The following is a 23,105-nucleotide window of genomic DNA, read 5'->3' as shown; positions in this document are numbered from 1 at the left end:
AGCGGGATTCAATTATTTTCTCAAAATAATTGAATCCCGCTTTAAGTATTATAATAAGTGGTCGCATCCCATTGATTTAAGTTCGTCAAAGTACTTTTCTTTGGTCGTGTTTCGTAAATAATGGCCAAATGTATTATAGTAGTTTTCATTTAACTCCACAATCTCCAGCTCATCATAATAAACAAACGCATCTAATTTCCCTTCAGCTCTTACCCAAACACCGAGCTGATCTTCCTTTATGACATCATATTCATTACCAATCATATGCATAGGAGTTTGATTTCCATTTCCGTCTACAATTGAGTTTACTACCCTTATTCTCATATTAATCCTCTCCTCAATTTTTTGGTTAATCTAACAATTAACTTAGAACTTGGAGCCTATTTAGGTAAAATATTGGGAAATCTAATTAATTTAACCGTACCATGGATTTTTTTTGATTACAAACAATGTTTATTGTTATTTTACGACAATAACTTTAAATTTATTCGCTGTTTTTGTAAACTTTTTGTATAATTTTGTTATGTTCTGTATATCTTCAATCAATAATGGAGTGTGCTGAAATTCTTATTATTCTCAACTGATACAGATGCATGATTTATTAACTATTATATAACTTTTGTTAAACATTATTAATCACTCTGTTATTGGGATAATAAAGCTAAAGATAATATAGAAAAGGGGACAAATTTTATGAGCAGTACAATAAATGGTATTGAGTTTTTTGCAGATAATATCGTTCATACTAGAAGCCATTCTAGAAAAAGATTTACTTACAATGAGGAATTTGAAAGCTTTTTTAATCAGAATAAGATATATACTTTACCTAGACATGGTAACCGTCAAAGATTCATTAAAAATAAGGATTGGTTTGAAGTTAGTGATTTTGCAGTTATTGAGCCATATTCAATGTTTCTAGTAGGGGGATATTTTTATTCAATAGGTTCTTTTACATCTGTCAATTCTTTGCTACCTGTAAATACAATAATCGGAAGATACTCATCAATTGCAAGTAATGTTAAAAGAATGCAAGGGAACCACCCAATAACAAGGTTTACAACTTCGATGCTGACATATGACACAAAAGTTTCAGCGATTAATGACTTTTTAACTGAAAATAATAAAAAGTTTAATAGAGTACCTAACCCAGAACCAAATGGTTCACCTGTAGTAATTGGTAATGATGTTTGGGTTGGACAAGATGTTACCTTTGTTTCGAAGGGCGTATCAATCGGTGATGGAGCAATTATTGCTGCAGGCTCTATTGTAACAAAAGACGTTCCACCATATGCAATAGTAGGGGGTTCTCCAGCCAAAATCATTCGCAATAGATTTTCCGATGAGATTATAAGTGATTTATTAGAACTTAAATGGTGGAAATATAGTTTCGCCGATTTTAAAGGAATCACTGGAGACACAGATATAAAAGAATTTATAAAAATTGTTAAGACTTTAAAGAAAAATGGAGAAATCGAACCGTTTACCCCTCCATCTTTATCGGTTAAAGATTTCGAAAAACTACTTTAAAATATTAATGTCTTGCCATCTAAGTAGGCATTGTGTCAAAAAATGACCTAAAAACCTAAAACCACCTCCTGGGTGGTTTTAAGTTTATTTAATCAAAGAAATTTTCAATCATCCCATTTTTCATTTTTTGGGAAACATGAAACAATGTTATGTTCCCATAACATTGTTTGATTATTTTCTTATTACCTTAAATGAAAGATTCCCATGCGGATTTGTATAATAAGGTTCAAATATTAGATTTGAATAATGGTTACTAATTATTTCCTTCTGGGTTTTTGCAGATTCACTTTTCTTGTATCCAATCCTTTTCTCTTGATAAAAGTTATTACCAAAAATGATTAAATTAACATCCCAAATACCTTCACCAAAATTATTATTTTGAATAATTTCTTCAAATAGCAATTCACAATGTAAACTGTAACCATTAATTCCTTTAACACTATTTATTTCAATAATTTCTTTTGTTTCTCTCTCTCTAAGAATTACCCGATAATTTAACATATCTCTTTTTGAGATGTCCTTTAAACCTTCATACGATATCTCGCCCTCAAAACTGTACCTTAAATTTCTTTTTGAACTCCAATCAGACTTTTCTATAAAAAAGTCAAAAGATTGTAAATTTATTTTACTTGAATGATTTTCAATTATTGTATTGAAGAGATTCGACCAGTCATTAATAAATCTTTCATTTGAAAATTCATTTGCCTTTTTACGAGCATTATTTGAGAATTCAATTAAACGCTCATTGTCTGATAATAATTCAATTATTTTCTTAGCCAACAAATCAATATTATTTGGCTCAACAAGGTAACCATTTTTTCCATTATCAATCATATCACTTGGACCGTATTTTATGTCATAACATACTAAAGGACAACCATGCATTAGACTCTCTAGTATAGCTAATCCAAAACCTTCATACTTACTTGTTAATATTGATAAAGTCGCCTCTTCTAAAACCATAGCTGGAGAATTTGTAAAGCCCTTTAACAAAACATTTTTGTTTAAACCAAGTTCTAAGATTAGCCTTTTTAAATTTTCCTCTTCGTCTCCAAATCCATATATTTCAAGTTGCGCTAGTGGATAAACCTCAATTACCTTTTTAAAAGCCTTTATTGCATGGTCAATTTGCTTTTCTTCATGGTATCTCGCCATCATTACCGCAGTAAATCTTTTTCTTTCAACCTTTTGATTTGTATAGTTATCTGTAATTTCAATAGAATGTGGTATAACAAAATAATTATTTCTTTTCCCGAACCTTAATTCAATATCGTTTCTTTGATAATTTGTTAAAAGTATCAGTGCATCAATTTCATTTAAATTATTTAAAACTGGCCTATTGCCAAGTCTTATTACAGAATCTATAGAGTAAGGTGGTCTTAAATGAGTACTATGTGTAAAAAATATTTTGTAAGTATTTGGTTTGGACAAAGATAATACAACCGGATCTAATGCTCGTCCATCAACAATTAAAAAATTCTTATGGTCTATGGAAAGATAATTTTCCAGCCAATATTTTTTTAAATCGTCCATTTTGTAAAAAACAATTACTTCTTTATTTTTAAAAAGGTGAATTCTTTCTATTTCACTGGAGTTGTTCACCGTCTTATACCAGATATTTAAATAACATTTCCCAGACCTGTTATAATATAACTCTTGTCTGGGTAATGCAGAGTTACTTAGATAATCAACATGGATTTCCCTTCGTTTAAAACCTAAAGAATCAAATTCTTCCCTTCTAATCTTGTAGTGGTTTTCATTAAAATAATCAATAAATTTTAATTTATCATCTTCCCTTTCATAACTAACGAACATCTTATACATTCCGTTTTCATAATATCGATAACAATTTCTATCTTTGACTGGATCTATATTATACTTATCGTTGTCCAAGACTGGTATAGGCTTTACATGTTCTTCAAATTTATCACCAGATAATGACTCGAACATATTAATAACCTTAATATCTTTGGAAATAAAATTTTCTTTTACTAACTTTTCTCTGATTTTCTCATAATCAATATTGAAATTAAATGTTAATATTCCTGGAGTGACACTTTGGTATTCTTGAAACAGCTTAGCCCTTTTTAACATGGACTTTGTTAAACCACCAAAACTTTCACTTATACTCCCGACTATAAAATAGTAATTTGAGTTATTAGGAAACTTCCTTTGCACTTCAAATCCCCCATTAGTGTTTATAATTATTTTTTTCCCCTAAGATTATTGTGTCCACTACCCGTTCACTAGATTTTCCATCCGTATCATCAAAGAAATAATTGACAAATGGTTTAATCTTTCGTATTTCAAAATTACCTTCTTGAATTGTTTGAATCATGTCCTCTGTAGTTCTTACGAGTGGACCTGGAATAAACGATTGATAATCATAATAAAAATCTCTTTTTTGAACATACTCTTCTATATCATATGAGAAGAATAGCATTGGTTTATTTAATAATGCATATTCGAAACAAACTGATGAATAGTCAGTAATTAATATATCTGTAATAAATAGAAGATCATTTATTTCACGATATGATGAAAAATCGTAGAAAAAATCACTATATTGATAAGGAATACTAAAGTCACTTTTCACAAATGGATGTATTTTAAAGAGAAATACGTATTCGTCCTTTAGGGAATGATACAGTTTTTCTAGATTTAATACTTCCATTGGATAATGAGCCGATTGCTGTCCATTTCCACGAAATGTAGGCGCAAATGTAATTACTTTTTTGTCTTTCAGGAATGGATATTCCTTATAGAGTGATTCCTTTACTTCCTTTTGATATTCTTTATCAAAGAATACATCCGTTCTAGGAATTCCAGTTGCAACCACTTTTTCTCTGTCTATTCCAAAGCCTTCAGCATAATGTTTTGCAATATTTTCTGAACTTACAATAGCCTTTGTGTAATTTCTATGATTTTTTGACTTAGGGGACGGTCCACCAGGTCTTCCCATTCTACTATAACCGAATGTTTTAAAAGCTCCAACTGCATGCCACAGTTGGACAAGTTCAGCATTTTTGCGAATTTTTAATGGGTATACCATTGGATAAAAATCATCCAGCATAATAAATTTAGAAGTAGCTAGGTCATATGCTAATTGAACGAATTCCTTTAATGATTTTTGATCTGCAATTCCTTTCTTTAGCATGAAATGATAGTCCAAATCTAAATTTCTTTTTTTCATTTCTTCATATACAAAGTGAAAATTTCCACTCATGTCTGTTCTACTATCCGAGGCAAACAATACCTTCTTCTCCTGTAAAGGAAAAAAAGTAAATAAGTTGTATAAAAACCTAAATCCTTTCGTCCTCATAAAACGGTAAAGGAAGCTTTCCTTATCCACTTTAGTTAATGTGTACTTTGTTGGATCAATATCCTTTAGCTTACTTGATACTAACATCATCGTTTTTTCGCTTTGATCATAAGTTGCTAATAGATTATATTTCATTTCTTGTTTTCCTGAAAAATATTCCATTTTACACGTGTAAAAATCTTGTTTTAAAAATTTTTGAATGTTCCCAAGAGGGTACATTTTTTTTGTTTTCTTATTCAATATGCCATCTATCTCTATTTCAATATATAATTTATATGTTTGTGCTGGTAATGGTTTATTGTTTTTCGTGATTGTAGCAAAATTAATTTTCCCTACAAAACCGGCCCATAAATATAAATTATCAATTTCATCATTTGATTTTATTTCGTGTAAAGTTACATCTATTAAAGGAATGTTAATCCTATCATTCTTTTCATTAATCAGTACAAGCCTCTTTTTTACAATATCATCATTGGGTAATGGTAATTCCTCTAAATAATAATATCCTTCAATCGTCATAATTGGACCGTTCCAGTGGATATTTGTAATTTTTCTATGTGGGGTTACTTCTATGTCCTCAGCCATATCCTCAAGAACCGGTAAAGCTTCACTTAATTTATCTTTATGTATGACAATTATTTCATCGTCTGTATATAAAGGAACCTCCTCTTCGTTAGTTTTTAATTTTGATTTTACTTGTTTTATTTTTTCTTTTGTTGACATCCAAAACACCCGCTTCTAAAACTTTTTAAATCTTATTTATTTAATAATCTCTTTTACAATTCTTTCACTAACAGTACCATCACAATTTGGTAAAAATCTTTCCTGGAATTCTTTTATGCGCTCTATATTATAGCTTTCATTTTTTATCCAAAGTCCTAGTTTTTCCGTTTCTCTAAATATTGGCCCAGGAACAAATTCTTTGTAGGTAAAATAGAAATCTCGCTCTTTTATATATGCTTCCAAATCTTTTGCGAAAAATGCCATTGGTTTACGTAAAAGACTATAATCAAAAATTATTGATGAATAATCGGATATCAAAATGTCTGATAAGATGAGTAGTTCCTCAATAGTATAGTTCTTCTCTATAAGATAAATAAAACCGGATAATTTTTTATCTATATTTATTTTGTTGTTAATATATGGATGCAAATGTAGTAAAACTACGTATTTCCCATTTAACATTTTGTTTAAAACATTAAAGTTAATAAAATAATCAAAGGAATGCACTTGACGATTTTTCCCTCGAAATGTAGGTGCATATAATATTAATTTCTTACCTCTCAGTTCCGGAAATTCTTTAATAAAGCGTTCTTTTAACAGCTGATGTTTTTCAACTTCAAAAAAATAATCAGTTCTGGGTAATCCAAGCGGCAAAATTTTTGAAGGAGGCATATTAAAGGCCTCTGAATAAATAGGAATAACTTCTTTTGTACTTACAATTACTGAAGAATAATTTGAGTGCACTTTAATAATGTTAAGATATTCACGAGATGGACCATAATCTTTTCCAATTGTACTATATCCAAATTTTTTAAACGCACCAGCTGCATGCCATACCTGAATTATTTCTATACCCTTTCTAGGTTTTATAAAATAAAGTGGTAAATAATAATCATCAATTATAAAATACCTCGATGTGGTAAGATGATATATTACCTTTACTATATGTTTAATGAAACTTAATTTACCAAAGAAACCTTTGGGGGATTTTCCAAACAAAAAGGAAAACGTAATGTTATTTTTGTTTCTTTTTATTTCATTAAACAAATAAAGTAAATTTCCTTCGATTGAACTCGAACGAAAAGAGGCAAATGTTATTTTTCTTATGTTAATTGGAAACATAATTGAAAATAACTTATATAATATGTTAATTAATAGCTTAACAATTACTGTCGGAAGAAATTTTATTGACCTCATTGTATGTTCCTTTTCATTTTATATGATTGGAAAGTTATATCTTCCATTCCATCACAGTTTTCCCCCAAGAAGTGGATAAATCTTTTTCAAACGCATTAATAACATCTTGAATACACCTTACTTCATTTACAGAACCGATTAAAGTTTCAAGATAATCAACTACATCTGGATTTTCTGACAAAAAGTCGACCGTATTTTTGAAGTCATGATAACCACTTCTACTACTTCCAATTAGGGTAATCCCTTTTTCTAGTACCATTCTTGTATTAATTTCGACGGGATATTCAGATACGCCTAACATTGAAATTGAGCCCTCTGGGGATATATGATCAATGATTTGGTTAATTGCATATTGGCTACCTATTCCGCCTACACACTCAAACGCATGATCAAATGTTACTTCATCAGGAATTTCATTAATATTATAAACCTCATCTACAAATGAAAAATTATCAAGCTTATATTGGGTTTTACCACAAATGATTACCTTTGAACCTTGAATTTTCTTTTTCAAAATAAGTGAAGTAATATAGCCAAGATTTCCATCTCCCCATACGGCAAATGTGTTACGACGACGATGTGCAAGTCGTTCAAATCTTGTAATGGAATGCATGGCTATTGTTATCAGTTCAGTAAATGCAGCTACATGAACATTTACATTCTCGGGAAGAACTACAAACCGATCTCTTTGAAGAAATACATAATCCTGCATAAACCCGTCATAACCACTTGAGCGAAATTTACTTGAACGAAGATAATTTTCCGCGACAATGTCATCCTGTTCACTCGGAGTATTTGGAACCATTACTACTTTCGTTCCTGGTTGAAATTCTCCTTCGGGATCATATACGATTTCGCCAATAGCCTCATGTATCAAAGCCATTGGCAATTTTTTTGATAGCGCTTCTTCTCCACGGGTTCCTGTGTAGTATCTTTGATCAGCAGCACAAATAGATAAATTAGTAGGACGAACAATAACACGATCTGATCGTATCGAACGATCTTTATAGCTTATTTCAAACTGTCGAGGCGACACTAATCTATAAACTTGATTAATCATTATTAATCCGCTCCTGTATAATCGCATTCGCTACCTTTAGATCATAAGGGGTTGTAATTTTAATATTAAATACTTCTCCCTTTACAATTTTTACATCTTCACCAAAGAGGGAACATATCTTACAAGCGTCCGTTAGGATTTCTTTCTGCTCTTGAGTCAATTTATTATAATAATCAACCAGTGTTTTAATGTGGAAACTTTGAGGCGTCTGTCCCTGATACATGATGTCCCTTTTCGGAATATTTGAGATGGTTTCACCATTTTCTGATTCAATAATTGTATCAATTGCCTCAATTGCAGTATCTACAGCATTGTATTTTTTAACTTGTTCAATGTTCTCCATAATAATTCGATGTGTTAGAAAAGGACGTACAGAATCGTGAGTCACGATATAGTCATCATCAAATAAACCAAAGGTAGATTCTATATGACGTATTCCATTCATGATCGATTCGTTTCGGTCTTTACCGCCTTCTACCACAATAATCCGATCATTTTTCCCGATAAATTTATTAATAATGTCCTTTGTATGATTAATCCACTCACGTGGGGTTACAACAAGGATCTTTTCAAACGCAGAATTTAACATAAATTTTTCTAAAGTATGAATAATAATAGGCTTTTTATTTAGGGGGAGAAACTGCTTCGGCATATTTACATTCCCCATCCTAGTCCCTTTTCCTCCTGCAAGGATTTCAGCGTAAATCATAAAATATACATTCCTTTCTCTTCGGTATTTCCTTTAAATATCTTTTTTGATCGATCTTTCATAACATAATATTTTTTACATTTTTCTAGGAAATTCGACTTATACTCTTTATATTAATACTACAAATTTCCATTTATTTAAAGCAAAATTTTCCTATTCTTGTTATAGGTAATCTACAAAATGTTTTCTAAACTTCACATGTAAGATAGAGCCAATTAAAAACAATACGAATACAAGTGCCCAAAAGTAGATGGTATATTGTATATTTTCAATAAAGTACCAATCTAACCCAAGTAACGATGCACGATAACCTTCCACAATGTAATAAAATGGATTAATCTTCATTATAATTTGGATAAACTCCGGTAATTTCTCCACGGTCCATAGAATGGGTGTTAAATATAGCAAAACTCTTACTATAGATTGAACGACCATTTGCACATCACGAACAATTGTTGCTAATGTTGACGTGATTAGTGAAAGTGAAATGAGAATGGCGAAAGTAGCTATTGTAAAATACGGCAATTGTAATATATAAATGGAAACAGAAAATCCATAGAAATACAAAATTGCCATGATGATTCCAACAAGGATTATATGATGATAAAAATGAGATACAATCACAAATGTTGGTGTTACACTGATTGGAAAGTTTAATTTTGAAATAATATTTATACGAGAGTAAATTGCTCGAGATCCTTGTAATAAGGATTGATTAATAAAAAACCACACCACGATTCCTGACAATAACCATGGCAAAAAGGGAATATTTCCTACATCTTGTCCACCACGTATACCAAACCCGAATACAAACCAAAAAATCATGATTTGGATCGTGGGATTTAAAATCTCCCAAAGGATTCCTAAATAATTATCACTATTACTACTTTTTATTTCAAAAAAAGATAAACGTATAATTAAATAAAAGTTTTTTACATGCTCTTTTATTACTGTAACCATTGATTTCATTTTGTTTCCCCTTTTATTTCAACCTATCTATTTTGTTTAGTATGTACTGAACTAACTGTTTCGATGAGGCACCCTTTGAAAATTCATTCCATTCTTCAGAAAAATCACGAATCTTACTTTGATCAACCCGAGAATGCGATACAAGTTCAACTATCTCTTCTGTGTTGTGAACAATTGAACCTGGAATGATTTCTTCATAATTCTCAATCACTCCTTGTTCTCTTTTGTATTCTTCTAGATCATAAGGATAAAAAATCATCGGTTTATTCATGATTGCAAATTCAAATGGTATAGAGGAGTAATCGGAGATTAGATAATCTGTAATTACGAGTATATTATTCACATTTTTATAAGAAGAAAAGTCATAGATAAAACCTGGATACTTCTTCTCAAAATCAATATTCACTTTTACTGCTGGGTGCAGTTTTATAATAAAAACAAATCGGTCCTTTAACTTCTTATATAGCTGGTCAATATCTAAATTTATTTCTTGATTATCTAGCTGCCCATGTCGAAAAGTAGGGGCATATAAAATAATTTCCTTTTCTTTAAATAAAGGGTATTGTTCATAAAGCTTTGCCTTAATCTGCTTTTGCTGCTCATTATCAAAGAAAAAGTCTGTTCTTGGGATTCCTGTTGGCAACATTCTTTTAGCCGAAAGACCAAAGGACTCCATAAAAATGCTGGCCATTTTTTCAGAACCTACAACAACCTTATGAAATTGGCCGTAAACCTTTTGAAATCTTTTGTGTGCTTTTGTTGTCCGTTTGGAAATAGCCTTATCCTGGAGTCCAAATGTTTTTAGAGCTCCAGCGGCATGCCAAATTTGAATACACTCCACTTCATTTTTGAATGTGATTGGTGCAAGAAACGGAAAGTAGTTATCGACTATCAGAATTTTTGATGTCGCTAGATGAAAAATAGATGTGAACCAGTCTTTAATACTTTTTAAAGTAAAAGTGTAAACGGACACGTTCGGAAACTTATTTTTAATTGCACGATAAACAGCAACATTGCTACAAAGAAACACGACCTTAAAAGGAACTCGTTGTCGCTGCATTTCTTTATATAGGAATGTTGCATTTTCCTCAAATGAAATTACGAATGAAACTTTCTTCTGAATTGGAAAAATTTTATTTATGTTAAATATAATCTTGATTAAAAATAAATAGACGGAAATAACAAATTCTTTACCCATTGTATTCTATCGTAAAATTATCCTTTTTTATTTTTGTTGTAGAAATAATTGGTGTTCTTGGGAGATATATTACTTCACAATATTCTTTCAAATAATCAAACTTCCCTTTCCAGTCATTTCCCATAATAAATAAATCAATTTGATATTTTTGTATATCTGGAATCTTTTGTTCCCAGTTTTCTTCAGGAATGACTTGGTCTACATAGCGAATTGCTTCCAAAATATATTTTCTATGTTCATAACTATGGTACGCCTTTTTATTTTTAACCTGATTAAATTCATCAGTTGATAAACCAACTGTAAGATGAGATCCTAGCTCCTTACATCTTTTTAATAAATTTACGTGCCCCCAGTGCAATAAGTCAAAGGTCCCGTATGTTATGATTTTCGTCACAACTCGACCTCCTTTTACAAATCTAGATATATGTTGTTTATTTTAACCCATAAAAGTTACTATACTATAAAATAGTAGAGCTTTATAAAAAAATGTCAATAATCCACACTTTTTCCTTTCATTGTGGTAAAATTATCAATTGTATACTACCAAAGAACTATATTTGTTGTCCAATATAACGAGGCGAAAATGTCTTTACCAATTTATAATAAATGTCTGTATTTTTTCTTCATACTAGTAAACGATAACAACTAAAATATATTAAATAGAGAAATAAGTGGGGAAGGAAAATGCTTAAATTTCAAAAAGTAATGGGGTACGATTTTGTTAATAATTCAATGAGTGAATTCGTTGATGAGATGCATGAGAGAGTTCAAAAAGAACAAAAGACATTTATCGTTACAGCTAATCCTGAAATAGTTACGTACGCAAACACACATCCATACTACGATAAGGTTCTTAAACAAGCTCAATATATTATCCCTGATGGTATTGGGATAACAATTGCCTCTAAATTACTCGGTAACCCACTTCAAGAACGGATTACGGGTTTTGATTTCATGACTGAACTTTTGCATATTGCAAATCAAAATAAATATAAAGTTTATTTTCTTGGAACAGAACCCGATGTGATAGGCCTAACTGTCCAAAACATACAACTTTCATTTCCGGATATCAATATTGTAGGGTACCATCATGGCTTTTTTAAAGACGATGAGCCAATAATTAAGGAGATAAAAAGAACAGAGCCCGATATAGTCTTTTTAGGACTTGGATTTCCTAAACAAGAAGAATGGATTGCATCTAATAAGCATCATTTTAACAAAGGGCTTTTTATTGGTCTTGGTGGCTGTTTCAATGTATGGGCTGGGGTTGTCAATCGAGCACCAGAACTTTGGCGTAATCTTAACCTTGAATGGGCTTACAGGATTATGAAGGAGCCCGCGCGATTGAAACGTGCCGTGGCAATCCCGCAATTCATGCTTCGTGTAATCAACCGAAAATACCGAAAGGCTACTAAAAAAAACGTTTCTAAAATTTAGGCGAGGGTACACCATGGAGTGAAGTTCTTCATCCAATATGAGGTTTGGTTCCCGAGGTTGGTCTACGTTATCACCAATAGTTCAATACAATAAAGTAGCCAGTCACCGTTATAAAAACAGTGACTGGCTTTTTTGTAGGATAAGATCCCACTTCCCATTATTTCATCACCGACTCAAACACAGCTTTGACTTTAGGTGTCACATCATGACTTCCATTTTTCACGTCTTCAATCAACATCGCCACTAATAGGCTTGGATTTTCGGTGTTGACTGCAACGAACCATCCGTTTTCTTGGCCGTCTTCCTCTTTGCTTGCTTTTAATTCAGCTGTTCCTGTTTTTCCTGCAAGCTTGATGCCGTCTATTTTCGCATCATGTGCTGTTCCTTTTGGATTCTCGACCGTCTGAACAAGATCATCCAATATGATTCTTGCATATTCAGGTGAAAGGATATTTTCCTTCCATACTTTCGCTTCCGAATCATCTAAGATGAGTTTTGGTTGGATTAAGTTTCCTTCATTAAGTAGTGGTGTATAGGAAACCGCTAAGTGAATTGGACTCATCTCAAGCTGACCCTGGCCATAGCCGGTATCGGCTGTTAAAACTTCAGAGTTTAGGCCCTCGTTTGAAACCTTTGACTCATATACTGGATAATCAAATGGGAAAGGTTCGCCAAATCCATACTTCGTTAGTTCACTTTCAAACTTTTCTCCACCAATCCCTAATGCAGCTTGTGCGAAATAAATATTGTCAGAGTGGATAAAAGCATCTCTTAAATTTACTGGTTTTCCCAGGTCCGTTACTCTTGTGATCGAATATCCGCCCCATGAGCTGTCCTTCTTCCATTGCTTACCCTTAATGTCGATGTTCGTATCTGGAGTAATTACCTGATTCTCAAGTGCGATTCCAGCTGTGACCGGTTTAAAGCTTGAACCTGGAGCATAGGTCAAGATAAAACGATTCAATAATGGTTTAAGTGGATCTTCATTTAATGCTTGATGTGGAGCATTACCTAGAACATATGCATTTGGGTCAAACGACGGACTACTTACAAGCGCAAGTGCCTCACCTGTTAATGGGTGAATGGCAGCGGCAGCCCCAGCATTTCCGCTGAGTTGGTCATATGCCGTGTTTTGCACATCAATGTCAATCGTGAGAGTGATTGGTTCGCCGTCTTTTGCTTCTGTTTTTGCAAGTGTGACATTCTCTTCGCCATTCGCCTTTTTAAGGAAGAGATGTACGCCCTTTTCTCCTTTTAATTGGTCCTCGAAAACGAACTCAAGACCTTTTTTCCCAACGACATCATTCGCAGAATAGCCCTTGCCCTCAAGTTTCTTCAAGTCCTCTGCCGTTACTTTTCCAATGTAACCAATTAAGTGTGCAGTCGCTTCCTTAAATGGGTACACCCGAGATTCTACTTTTTGTGAAAGTACGCCTTTTATCTGGGTTACTTCTGTCGCAAGGTCCTGCTCCTCTAGTGGCAACCTTGTGATTGGCACAAAATAATGAGGCTGAACCCATGTAGCATTTAATGCATTTTGAATCGATTCAGGCTTCATTTTTAATAACTTTGCTACTTTTTCAATTGTCGCATCTTTATTTTCAACGAGGTCCTGTGGAACCATTCCGATTTCATAAACGAGTCCATTTTCCGCTAACGGGACACCGTTTCGATCGAGGATTTCCCCACGTGTAGGAGATGCGAGTTCGAGCCCAATCTCATCGCCTTCTTCCATGTTAGGAAAGAACATGGCTGGTTCCCATCGAACGGTCCACTTTTTCTCATCTTCTTGTTCTTCTAAAACAAGTGTTACTTGCTCTGAAAATTCAATAGGACCTGCTATGGTTTCCATCGATAAGTCATATGTAAAAGTGACCTCGCCTTGGTCATTTGGCTCCATTTCTTCTTCTGACGTTTTGAAATCGATATTCAGACTACTAACATCAATATCACTGTAAATTTTCGTAAAACGCTCAACGAATTCGTCCTTGTTTACCGTTTCTTTAGTATCCGTTGAAAATTGTTCATACACTTTCCCGAAGTCTTGCTTGGCCCAGTCTGAAATAAAGGCATTGAACCTGTCGTCTGGCTTTGGATCTTCTTCGCAGCCAGATAAAATCATCGAGCTCATTAAAAGGCTTACAACTAATATAAGGATTTTTTTCATCGTTCGCTCCCTCACCTCTGTGTCCATTTTCTATACCCTCAAGTATAATACACTTTTTGGTATTTTTTGAAGGATAAACGTTCAAAAACACAAAACCCCCACCTAACACAGGTGAGGGTCGTTCATTATTTTTTCGCAACATACGTGATCGCTTCACGTTCATGGTACTGCATTTTCGATTCAAGATTGGTTCTGATGTCTTGGCATAAACAACCTTCAAGCATCGCTCGATTTCTGTTAAATTGAAAACTATGCCAATAATACTTGGCTTTAAAAATCATTTTCTTCATTACCTATTCCTCCAACGATATACTACATAAATCGACGGAGTTTCGTTTCGGAAACTGGCTGACATAGTCCAAAAGACCTTAGCCCCTCTAGTTTTGCGTCATCATCTTTCAATGATTTTGCCGTTTCGTACGATTTATGCTTTCCATCTACTACTATAGAATAGGTCATTTGGATTGCAAAAGAGTCTTTAGTCCTATTTTCGACATAAATTGACGTTTCCTTTGATAGTCAGGTGGATGTTTAATATAGGAAGGTTTACGACCATTGCTCAATTGCTGGTTTCAAACCACCATCCTGCTATGTTTACTCCTTCGTACTGCACTTCATTGCCATCGCTATCTATGTATGAGAAGTCACCGGTTGCAAATAATAGATACCAGTTCATGTCATAAAAGTGGATCGGTACAATTTCAGATTTTGTAACGAGGTTCTCTCCCTCAATCGAGGTCGATACTTTCACACAATCAAAGCCACTTGGACAATAGAGTTGTTTATTTTCACCCAGCCACTGCTGGAACGAATCTGGATGGGTTGGAACCCTTAAGATGCAGAATACAACAGCAAAGACCAAAGAACCGATTGAAAAACTTTTTAGGCGGTCCTTTTTTTGAGCTAAACTAATAAGTAGAACAGCGACAATGGACGTATAGAAAAAGAACCAAAGTAAAAGGGCTTCCTTAAAAATGAACCACCCAAGGATGGAAATCATCATACCGAAGCCGAGAAAATTTACATATTGTTTGAATACGGGCTTCAATAAAGATGAATCAATTTCAAATTCCTCGTTCTGTTTTTTATAGAAGAACGAATACATGGCAAATGCAAGAACGAGTATGAAGATTACAATATTCATTGTGCACCTCGCGAATGAATTCTTAAAGCCGGAACTTTATTGAAAGCCCCTTGCTGGTTGGCAAGAGGCTTTCTTTAATTAATGTATTAGCTTTTTACGTGTTGCGAAAAAGGCGATGATTCCTGCTCCTAGTAACAGTAAGCCAATTACTAATATATTGTAGTTATTTGTCGCTGTTGTCGGGAGCTTTTTGTCATTGTTCTTCTTGTCTTGTTGCTTATCGTTATTTTTTGGTGTGCTGCCTTTTTCAGGACTCTTTCCTGGTGTTGTCACCTCATCATCAGACTCATCTTCAGGCTGTTCTACAGGTGTGCCCCCTTCTTCAGGGTCTGTCTCGTTACCTGGTTCTTCAACAGGATCTTCTTCATCTTCTGCTGCGGTCGTTACCACAGTCGTTCCTGCGATGATGCGTTCTCCACTGTCATCAAATCCAACGATTTCAATAACGTACTCCGTTTCAGGATCGAGGTCAGTGATAAGGTAGGTTGCATCCTTTGTTTCTTCCCCCACCATTTCCCCATCTACAAAAACGGAATATGTGTAGTCCTCAAATCCATCAGTTGTGACAGGTTCCCAGCTAAGCTCAATCTCCGAATCGGAAACATGGTCAACAGAGATATCGAGGTATTCATAAAGGACATAGACCCCTTTTTCTTCTAGTTGCTCAATAATTCCCCGTGCTTCAGACCCATCTGTTAAATCTAATGGATTTTTTATTAACATCACAAGTATCAAACTTTCCAGCGTTAGCAAACTCGAAATATCAGTAATTTCATTGTAGCTAATGTCTAGAACCCCAATATCCAGGTTATCTAACGAAGTAATGTCCTTGACTTTATTGCGTTGTAACGTTAGGAATGAAAGATTTGTGAACCCAGACAGTATGCTAATGTCCTCAATTTTATTCCCATCTAAACCTAAGAACTCTAGGTTTGTTAGATTTTTCAATGGTGAAATATCTTCGATCTTGTTACGTGCTAATGATAGATATGTGAGTTCCGTTAGATTTTCAAGTGGCTTAACGCTCGTGATTTCGTTCCTATCTAAATACAATTCTTCAAGATTAATAGCCTTCTCAAGTCCTGACAGATCTCTGATGCCTCTGTTCATTGCATCAAGACTGTATAAAATGGTCAAGTCACTCTCCACGAGTTCGCGTGTTGTGATCCGTAATGCTTCCCTAACTGCTTCTTCTAACGCAGGGTCAGATAATTGAACAGGTTTTCCAGACGGAGTCGGAGGCGTTTTTACATACGCATAGGCACTGCCCCAGACAAAGCCGTCCTCATCCACACCCTCAACCGTGATATCCAGGTCTGATAACGGGTCAAGTCCAGTTAATGTATAGTATGGTTTTGACGCTGGTGTCTCTCCAACTTCCTCACCATTTACATAGATGATATACTTGTTAATATTTTCAATTATATCGTAGAAGCTTATCTCAAATTCCACCGTGGATTCGGTTACGTTTGTTACGAAAAGGTCATGCCAGATATCGCTCCACTCCACAGTTACATCTTTTTCATGAAGTTTTTTGATAACCTCCATGTCCTCTGACCCTTTTGTATAGTCGAGTCCATAATTGCCAAACAGTGACACATAGCTTAAATTCTCTAATTCAAGCAATACATTTATATCTTCTAGTTCGTTATATGCAAGATAGAGGGTATCGAGATTTTTTAAGTTTGCCAGATTGTTAATAGACGAAATCTGGTTTTCATCTAGATCAAGGTGCCAAAGATTTGTAAGATCTTTAATTGGTGTTACATCCTTGATTTCATTTCCGCTAAGCATCAGATCGACAAGATTCGTCGCGTACTGAATACCCGTTAGATCCTGAATCCCTAAGTAGCTTCCATCTAAATACTCCAGTCTTTCCATATCATCAACATAGATGTCACGATGATAGATTTTCAACGTGTCTGAAACAGCCATTTTTAAATTTTCATCTTTAAATTTAACGATTTCTCCAGTTGGCGGTGCAATTGTTGTCGCTTCCGTTTCTAGGGTCTCAACTGTTCCATCCTTGTAGAAAATATCTACTTTTAACTGATAGGTTGTTTCCTGCTGAAGATCGTTGAACGTATAAGTCGTCGAATACAGGTCCGTTATTTCTTCTACTAACTCGTCATTCAGATACACTGCGTATTTCTTAAATGTCTTTGGCTCCGAAGGCTCATCCCAATAGATGGAGACCGATTGCTCGGTTACGCCTTCCACATACAATTCCTTTTTAATGATTAATTTTTCATCATCTAAAAGAATTTCAATTGGGTTCGCTAGGTAATCGCGCTCGCTTTCCACTTTAAATTCAGCGGTTATTTCTTCCTCCGTAGAATAGTTGAATGTGATAAGCTGATATGTTCCAGTCGGAAGTTCTAGATTCTTCGTTTCCGTGTCAAAATCAACAAAATATCCTTCCTCATCTAGGTACCCAGCGAATTGAATTTCAGCTACATTTTCACTAACTCCAATAATGGAATAGTCAAATCCCCAAGGGATGTTGCCTTCCGTTGTGGCAATCTTGATGTTTGTGACCACCACTTCTTCTGACGCCTCAGTTGGGTCTTGGGTTTGTGCTGGGTCTTGAGCTTCAGTTGGTTGTGTTGCTTCAGCCGGTTGTTCTGTAGCTTCGGCTGGGTCTTGTTCGCTATCTTCTTGAGTTGTTCCTTTGAAAAGATGCTCGACCACTTCACTTGTTATTAGATTTCCAGATGAAGTGATTGCTGTCATTTCATATGTATACGTGGTGTTCGGTAAGATATCTGTGTCTTCATATGTATACTGTTTGATGTTTCCATCTTCATTTTGGACAATGGGTTCAATTTGAGTTGTTTGTCCGTTTTTGTTTAATTGGTAGTTTGTGATTTCTTCATCTTGTGGGAGTGAAACTTCCCACGATAAGGTGACACCATTCTCTGACTCTGTCAAAGTTAGTTGGCTTAGCCCTGTTTCAGCATGAGTCTTGTTGATGGTCAATGGACTCATGAATGAAAGCAGTAATACTAGGACCATACTAATATGCAGCCATTTTCGATTTCGCATTTTTCTTTCCTCCTACTGGATTACTATAATAATAGAAACCATCCAGGATATTATATATCAGAGGATAGGAAATTAGTATCTAATTTTTCCTATATTTAACATATTTCGGAGGGTGAAAATATTGAATTTGAGCTAGTTCTCACGTTTTTTCTGTAATTGCGTTTTATTACGGGGAATTGCGCATTAACGGGACGGATTTGCGTCTTATTTTGAATAATTGCTTTAGCCGGGAATAATTGCTTTATAGCAATTCCTCCAGTTACAAAAAAAAGACTAGCAACCAAAACTGATTGCTAGTCTCATAGATTAGTTTTTATTTCCTGCGTTTCCGTTATTACCGTTGTTTCCGACTTTAACAGTGTTCTCAGTGACGTTACCAGCGTAGTCGACTGCGACTACTTTTACAGTTTGATCTTTTGTAACTGGTGCAGCGAGAATGTGTTGCGTTTCACCATTTACGTATGGTGCTTCTGTGACTGGTTTACCATCAACGTATACATCCCAGTATGCGATGCCACTTGTTTTGTCTGAAGCGTCAACTGAAATCGTTTGACCGTCTAGTTTTGTTTTAAGTTTCGGTGTTGTTACGTCCAGTTTGACTGGGATTGTTAGGGTTTGTGCTTCTGCACCGTCATAGTCAAGCGTCGCTTCTGCCTGTAGGTAATACTGGCCATCTGGTACAACCTTGCCATTATGGGCTGTTCCATCCCACGTCCAATTAGAGATGAGGTAGTACATTTGGCCTTGTCCACCGTCATAGTAGTTCTTGCGGACAAATTCCTCGGACGTAATTTCTTTTACAACCTTGCCATCTTCATTTAGAACGGAAAGGTTAAATTCTTTTGCATTTCGAAGGAACGATAACAGATAAGTTGCGCTGTCGTTAGTTCCGTCTCCATTTGGTGAGATTGCGATTAAGTTTGTATCAATCTGACCAGTTGCTTGGCTGACACCTAGGTATTTATAGCTGCTGCCACTCACATGTGACATGATACCAGTTGTTCCGTAAAACGTTGCTTCATCCCAAATTGGAGCGTCAAAAATTGGCGCTGCATTCCAGTCACCTTTGAAGCCTACATAAGGCACGACTAAATCTGGGTTACTATCTGTTGGATCAACTAATTTTACAAAGCCTTCTAACCAATAGCCATTTGTGAAGATAGATTTTAGATCCTCATCCCACTCACTTACATCTACAGATACTTCAAATGTTTTTGAACCATTGGCAGGTACTTCAATTGTGCTTGTTGCTTTACCGTTAACTGTTGTAATTCCGCCTAAATCGATTGCACCAAACATGTTAGGAGCTGAAACTAATACTCCTCCACCATTAACAGGTCTATCTGTTTGAGCACTCGCAGTTACTTCATAAGCTACTTCTTTGTCTGAAAGGTTTTCAGCTGTTAATGAGAATGTAACAACATTGTCTTTTACTTCTTTAAGAGCTACTTTTGATTCGCCAGTGTTTGATTCCGTCACGATAACAGGTGTTGTTAGTGCTGCATGAAGCTGCATCAAACCTGCACCTTGACGACGCGGCGAAACTGGTGCTCCACCAAAGTCGACTGGACTAGCGGTGTTCATTAAGAATTTTTTGGCAAGCTCTGATCTTGCTGCACCTTCAAGTGCGAATTCAGAGTCTACGCGTTCTAATACCAATGCCGAACCACCTGCTACGTGTGGAGCCGCCATTGATGTACCGCTCTTAATGCCATATTTATCGTCATTAAGTGTTGAGTAAATTTGCCCGCCTGGAGCTGTGATTTCTGGTTTGAAATCAAGGTTTGGTGTAATTCCCCAAGATGAGAAGTCACTCATTTTTCCAGCATTTGTGTTTGGAATGGACATTTGGTTTCCATCAAACGAAATGGTAACTGTTTGTCCTGCTTTAAGTGCTGCTGCAGCGCGATCACCGTCTGCTTTTAACATGAATAATTGTGGAATCGTAATCGCTGCATCAGATGCCATGCTTACTGTTCCATCTGTGTTGTTATAGATGAATACACCTGCTGCACCCGCGTTCTGTGCATTAATTGCTTTGTCGACAAAGCCGATTGAACCACGTTGAACTAATGCATATTTGCCCTCTAGATTTTTACCAGCAAAATCTTCAGGAGTTCCAAGGCCAGCATACACTAGTTCATAGCTTGTCCCACCCACTGGATCCGCCTGACTTGCTGATAAATACATCACTTGAGTTGGTTCTTCCTCGCCTACTTGTACACTAACTGCGTCCACAGTCATGTTCGTGTTCTCGTATGATGCAACCTGAAGTGAATCATAGGATACACCTGGTGAACCTACTAACCCATAGTCAGGGTTTGAAGCATACGGATAGAAATAACCATTTCCAAAGTATGTGGAGTTCCCAGCCGAAATCGACATGACCACTCCATTTTCAACAGCACGTTTAACCGCTTGTTGCTCAGGAGATTCAGCATTTACAAATCCCGCTGTGGACCCAAGACTCATGTTAAGAACGTCCGCGCCTAACTTAATAGCATCATCAATTGCTTTGATGTAAATGTCACCATAAGTAGAGGCTACATTTTCACCAAATACACGTAAAGCAAGTAATTGCGCTTCTGGAGCAACACCCTGGATGCCACCATTTTCTTCGTCACCGTTTGCCGCAACTGTTCCCGCTACGTGCATACCGTGCATATTTGTATTCGCATTTGTGTCAACAATATTCTCGCTGTTATCCATGTAGTTCCAACCGTAAGGAACTTTATCGGTCCAGAACTTTCCTGGAAGACCGAACTCAGAAATGGCGCTGTTGACATCAGCCTCTGATAAGTCAGCTGAAGAACTGTCGGTTAAAACAAGGTCTTTGTGAGAAGGGTCGATTCCAGAGTCGATGATTCCAACAATCATGCCTTCCCCCTTATAACCAAAGTCACGCCAAACTTGCTGTGCTTCCACTAGCTCTTTACTGTATTTCATGTCTGCTTCTTCTTCTGGAAGCTCGTACTCAGTTGCGATGAATACATTTTTAACTTCAGGGACTTCTTTGATTTTTGTAATATCCCCGTATTTCACTTTTCCACTGAAGCCATTCACAATCGCATCGAATTCTTGCTCATACTTGATGTTTACTTTTTTTCCTTTGATTTTATCCTTCGCTGCTTTTTGCTGGTTCTTCGCAGCTTTTTCTAGTTGCTTTCTTTCCCCTTTTGAAAGCTGGTCATACTTTTTACCCTTTTTCGTTGCTACTTCGACCGGAGCATCTCCGTCCATTTCGACGACAACACGCACCTCTTGTTCAGGGTCAATATTTGGCAGGTCCGTCGCTTCTCTGTTTGCGATGTCACTCGAAGGTTTCTGTGCATCTAGTTGGGATGGCGTAAACCCGCCTGTAATAGCGAATGCGCTACCACTAAATGCAAGTAGTAAAACTAGTAATAATGCCGTAATTCTCTTAGCCATTTTCATCCTCCCTTTTACATATAAAACTACGAAAATCGTCCCCTTCACGAAAATTTCGACTCCGAAACGTTACAAAATTTTCTGGGTATTCACACTATACTAAAATACTATTTCTGGGACTAGCACTAAAAGTCATAGTTAAATTAGGCTAAAAACGGGATTAGACCTTGTTGGAATTTGTCGATTTAGGAGAATAGGAGGGTTTGAGTATAGGTAATATGAGGGAGATAGAGGTAGTTTCATTGTTTCTGAAGTAGTGTAAAGGAATTAAGTTTTGTGGGTACAAGTTGATGGCCGCATAGTGTCTGTCCTAAAAAATATGCCAGTCAGATCCGGAGATATGCGTCGATTGGCTTGGATTTGCGTCTGTTCACAAGTTTATGCATCGATTCACACGGATTTGCGTCACTTCCTAAGATTATGCGTCTATTCACTTGGGCTGTAGAACTGTTTGATTTCGCTTACCCACCGCTGGGAAGAATCGGGACGAGGTTCAGGGACGGGGGACAGATTCGTTGCCCCAGGTAGGACGAGGGACCTGTCTGTCCCTCCGTCCCATCAGTCAAACAAAACCTCGACATTCTCTTTCCCGTTACACTCAAATAACTTCTGTAATTGAGCCTCTGTAATGCGTCCAATTGAAAGCGGTGGAAGGGAATCTTTTGAAAAGAATCCTACATCCGATGTTTCAACACTCGGTTTAGGTGTTCCACCTATTAGTTCACATTCAATAAATAGTTTATAGATATGGTGTATATTGGGTGGGTGGGGATGCATATTTCGATCGAGAACAGCAAGCACCCTTTTGGGTTTTACGATGTACCCAGATTCTTCTTCTACTTCCTTTACTGCATTTTGAGAGGGAGATAGTCCGATGTCTGCCCATCCGCCTGGCAACGTCCAGCAATTGTCGCTTTTTTCTTTTACCATTAGAATTTTGTCTTCTTTAAAAACAACAGCCCTTATATCAACCTTTGGAGTTTGATAGCCTTCTTCATTAATAAATACTTTTTTGACTTCTTCAAGGTTTTTATTTGAAAACTCCGCGACAATTTCCGCACTTAACTCACGCAGTTCCTTAAATCGTTCAATATCGTATACATCCTTCGAATAAGCTAATCCTGATTGGGAAATTGCTTGAATTTGCTGTGCCCATTCCAACCACTTTAGACTCATTT

Annotated in this window: 17 protein-coding genes and 1 riboswitch; of the genes, 2 read left to right on the top strand and 15 right to left on the bottom strand. The window is 35.7% G+C overall.

The genetic code is table 11. The annotated features are described in order from the left end of the window. Positions 1-48: 48 nt before the first annotated feature. A complete protein-coding gene (locus V7138_RS22490) occupies positions 49-324 on the bottom strand; it encodes a hypothetical protein (RefSeq protein ID WP_335401838.1) in 276 nt (91 codons plus the stop codon). A gap of 369 nt (positions 325-693) precedes the next feature. Between V7138_RS22490 and V7138_RS22485 the strand changes: the two genes are divergently transcribed. Further along, the gene (locus tag V7138_RS22485) at positions 694-1,527 is read left to right on the top strand and encodes a CatB-related O-acetyltransferase (protein ID WP_335401835.1); all 834 of its coding nucleotides are present in this window, start codon (positions 694-696) and stop codon (positions 1,525-1,527) included. A gap of 171 nt (positions 1,528-1,698) precedes the next feature. On the opposite strand, the gene V7138_RS22480 is transcribed toward V7138_RS22485, so the two are convergent. From V7138_RS22480 to tagD, 8 genes are all read right to left on the bottom strand, one after another. Further along, on the bottom strand, positions 1,699-3,705 hold the full coding sequence (locus tag V7138_RS22480; RefSeq protein WP_335401833.1) for a glycosyltransferase: 2,007 nt from the start codon (positions 3,703-3,705) through the stop codon (positions 1,699-1,701). A 13-nt stretch (positions 3,706-3,718) separates the two neighbouring features. Then, positions 3,719-5,572, bottom strand: a complete 1,854-nt coding sequence (locus V7138_RS22475; RefSeq protein WP_335401830.1) for a CDP-glycerol glycerophosphotransferase family protein — start codon at positions 5,570-5,572, stop codon at positions 3,719-3,721. 36 nt (positions 5,573-5,608) lie between these two features. Continuing rightward, positions 5,609-6,769, bottom strand: a complete 1,161-nt coding sequence (locus V7138_RS22470; protein ID WP_335401829.1) for a CDP-glycerol glycerophosphotransferase family protein — start codon at positions 6,767-6,769, stop codon at positions 5,609-5,611. Between the two features lie 34 nt (positions 6,770-6,803). Beyond that, positions 6,804-7,829, bottom strand: coding sequence for a ribitol-5-phosphate dehydrogenase (locus V7138_RS22465; RefSeq protein WP_335401827.1), 1,026 nt, complete (start codon positions 7,827-7,829; stop codon positions 6,804-6,806). Beyond that, positions 7,822-8,538, bottom strand: a complete 717-nt coding sequence (locus V7138_RS22460) for an IspD/TarI family cytidylyltransferase (RefSeq protein WP_335401825.1) — start codon at positions 8,536-8,538, stop codon at positions 7,822-7,824. The genes V7138_RS22465 and V7138_RS22460 overlap by 8 nt, the downstream gene beginning before the upstream one ends. Before the next feature lie 162 nt (positions 8,539-8,700). Next, complete coding sequence (locus tag V7138_RS22455; RefSeq protein WP_335401822.1) at positions 8,701-9,507, bottom strand: ABC transporter permease; 807 nt, start codon at positions 9,505-9,507, stop codon at positions 8,701-8,703. Positions 9,508-9,520: 13 nt separating this feature from the next. After that, positions 9,521-10,705: a CDP-glycerol glycerophosphotransferase family protein gene (locus tag V7138_RS22450; RefSeq protein WP_335401818.1), complete on the bottom strand. Its 1,185-nt coding sequence runs from the start codon at positions 10,703-10,705 to the stop codon at positions 9,521-9,523. Then, complete coding sequence (tagD, locus tag V7138_RS22445; RefSeq protein ID WP_335401816.1) at positions 10,698-11,099, bottom strand: glycerol-3-phosphate cytidylyltransferase; 402 nt, start codon at positions 11,097-11,099, stop codon at positions 10,698-10,700. Before tagD ends, V7138_RS22450 begins: the two co-directional genes overlap by 8 nt. A 290-nt stretch (positions 11,100-11,389) precedes the next feature. Between tagD and V7138_RS22440 the strand changes: the two genes are divergently transcribed. After that, positions 11,390-12,142 carry a WecB/TagA/CpsF family glycosyltransferase gene (locus V7138_RS22440; protein ID WP_335401813.1) on the top strand — a complete coding sequence of 251 codons (753 nt, stop codon included), beginning with the start codon at positions 11,390-11,392 and terminating at the stop codon, positions 12,140-12,142. Positions 12,143-12,299: 157 nt separating this feature from the next. Here the strand turns inward: V7138_RS22440 and V7138_RS22435 are convergent, their stop codons facing one another. The 6 genes from V7138_RS22435 to V7138_RS22410 form a co-directional block, all read right to left on the bottom strand. After that, the gene (locus tag V7138_RS22435; protein WP_335401811.1) at positions 12,300-14,309 is read right to left on the bottom strand and encodes a penicillin-binding transpeptidase domain-containing protein; all 2,010 of its coding nucleotides are present in this window, start codon (positions 14,307-14,309) and stop codon (positions 12,300-12,302) included. 125 nt (positions 14,310-14,434) lie between these two features. Beyond that, complete coding sequence (locus tag V7138_RS22430; RefSeq protein WP_335401810.1) at positions 14,435-14,599, bottom strand: hypothetical protein; 165 nt, start codon at positions 14,597-14,599, stop codon at positions 14,435-14,437. 46 nt (positions 14,600-14,645) lie between these two features. Further along, positions 14,646-14,731, bottom strand: a riboswitch (cyclic di-GMP riboswitch). A gap of 137 nt (positions 14,732-14,868) precedes the next feature. Further along, entirely contained in the window at positions 14,869-15,453 is a 585-nt protein-coding gene (locus V7138_RS22425) for a hypothetical protein (RefSeq protein WP_335401807.1), read from the bottom strand. Between the two features lie 78 nt (positions 15,454-15,531). Next, positions 15,532-18,498: a leucine-rich repeat domain-containing protein gene (locus V7138_RS22420; protein WP_335401806.1), complete on the bottom strand. Its 2,967-nt coding sequence runs from the start codon at positions 18,496-18,498 to the stop codon at positions 15,532-15,534. 306 nt (positions 18,499-18,804) lie between these two features. Beyond that, a complete protein-coding gene (locus tag V7138_RS22415) occupies positions 18,805-21,927 on the bottom strand; it encodes a S8 family serine peptidase (RefSeq protein WP_335401804.1) in 3,123 nt (1,040 codons plus the stop codon). A gap of 558 nt (positions 21,928-22,485) precedes the next feature. After that, complete coding sequence (locus V7138_RS22410) at positions 22,486-23,103, bottom strand: NUDIX hydrolase (RefSeq protein ID WP_335401801.1); 618 nt, start codon at positions 23,101-23,103, stop codon at positions 22,486-22,488. Positions 23,104-23,105: the final 2 nt, after the last annotated feature.

The organism is Bacillus sp. JJ1533 (assembly GCF_036965045.1).
Classification (GTDB): Bacteria; Bacillota; Bacilli; order Bacillales; family Bacillaceae_L; genus Ferdinandcohnia.
Note: the sequence above shows the minus strand (reverse complement) of the source record. Positions and strands in the feature narration are given on the sequence as shown.

Bases quoted from the DNA above. Each gene is read 5' to 3' on its own strand.
- V7138_RS22490 (WP_335401838.1), bottom strand. From the start codon at position 324: ATGAGAATAAGGGTAGTAAACTCAATTGTAGACGGAAATGGAAATCAA.
- V7138_RS22485 (WP_335401835.1), top strand. From the start codon at position 694: ATGAGCAGTACAATAAATGGTATTGAGTTTTTTGCAGATAATATCGTT.
- V7138_RS22475 (WP_335401830.1), bottom strand. From the start codon at position 5,572: ATGTCAACAAAAGAAAAAATAAAACAAGTAAAATCAAAATTAAAAACT.
- V7138_RS22470 (WP_335401829.1), bottom strand. From the start codon at position 6,769: ATGAGGTCAATAAAATTTCTTCCGACAGTAATTGTTAAGCTATTAATT.
- V7138_RS22465 (WP_335401827.1), bottom strand. From the start codon at position 7,829: ATGATTAATCAAGTTTATAGATTAGTGTCGCCTCGACAGTTTGAAATA.
- V7138_RS22460 (WP_335401825.1), bottom strand. From the start codon at position 8,538: ATGATTTACGCTGAAATCCTTGCAGGAGGAAAAGGGACTAGGATGGGG.
- V7138_RS22455 (WP_335401822.1), bottom strand. From the start codon at position 9,507: ATGAAATCAATGGTTACAGTAATAAAAGAGCATGTAAAAAACTTTTAT.
- V7138_RS22450 (WP_335401818.1), bottom strand. From the start codon at position 10,705: ATGGGTAAAGAATTTGTTATTTCCGTCTATTTATTTTTAATCAAGATT.
- V7138_RS22440 (WP_335401813.1), top strand. From the start codon at position 11,390: ATGCTTAAATTTCAAAAAGTAATGGGGTACGATTTTGTTAATAATTCA.
- V7138_RS22435 (WP_335401811.1), bottom strand. From the start codon at position 14,309: ATGAAAAAAATCCTTATATTAGTTGTAAGCCTTTTAATGAGCTCGATG.
- V7138_RS22430 (WP_335401810.1), bottom strand. From the start codon at position 14,599: ATGAAGAAAATGATTTTTAAAGCCAAGTATTATTGGCATAGTTTTCAA.
- V7138_RS22425 (WP_335401807.1), bottom strand. From the start codon at position 15,453: ATGAATATTGTAATCTTCATACTCGTTCTTGCATTTGCCATGTATTCG.
- V7138_RS22420 (WP_335401806.1), bottom strand. From the start codon at position 18,498: ATGCGAAATCGAAAATGGCTGCATATTAGTATGGTCCTAGTATTACTG.
- V7138_RS22415 (WP_335401804.1), bottom strand. From the start codon at position 21,927: ATGGCTAAGAGAATTACGGCATTATTACTAGTTTTACTACTTGCATTT.
- V7138_RS22410 (WP_335401801.1), bottom strand. From the start codon at position 23,103: ATGAGTCTAAAGTGGTTGGAATGGGCACAGCAAATTCAAGCAATTTCC.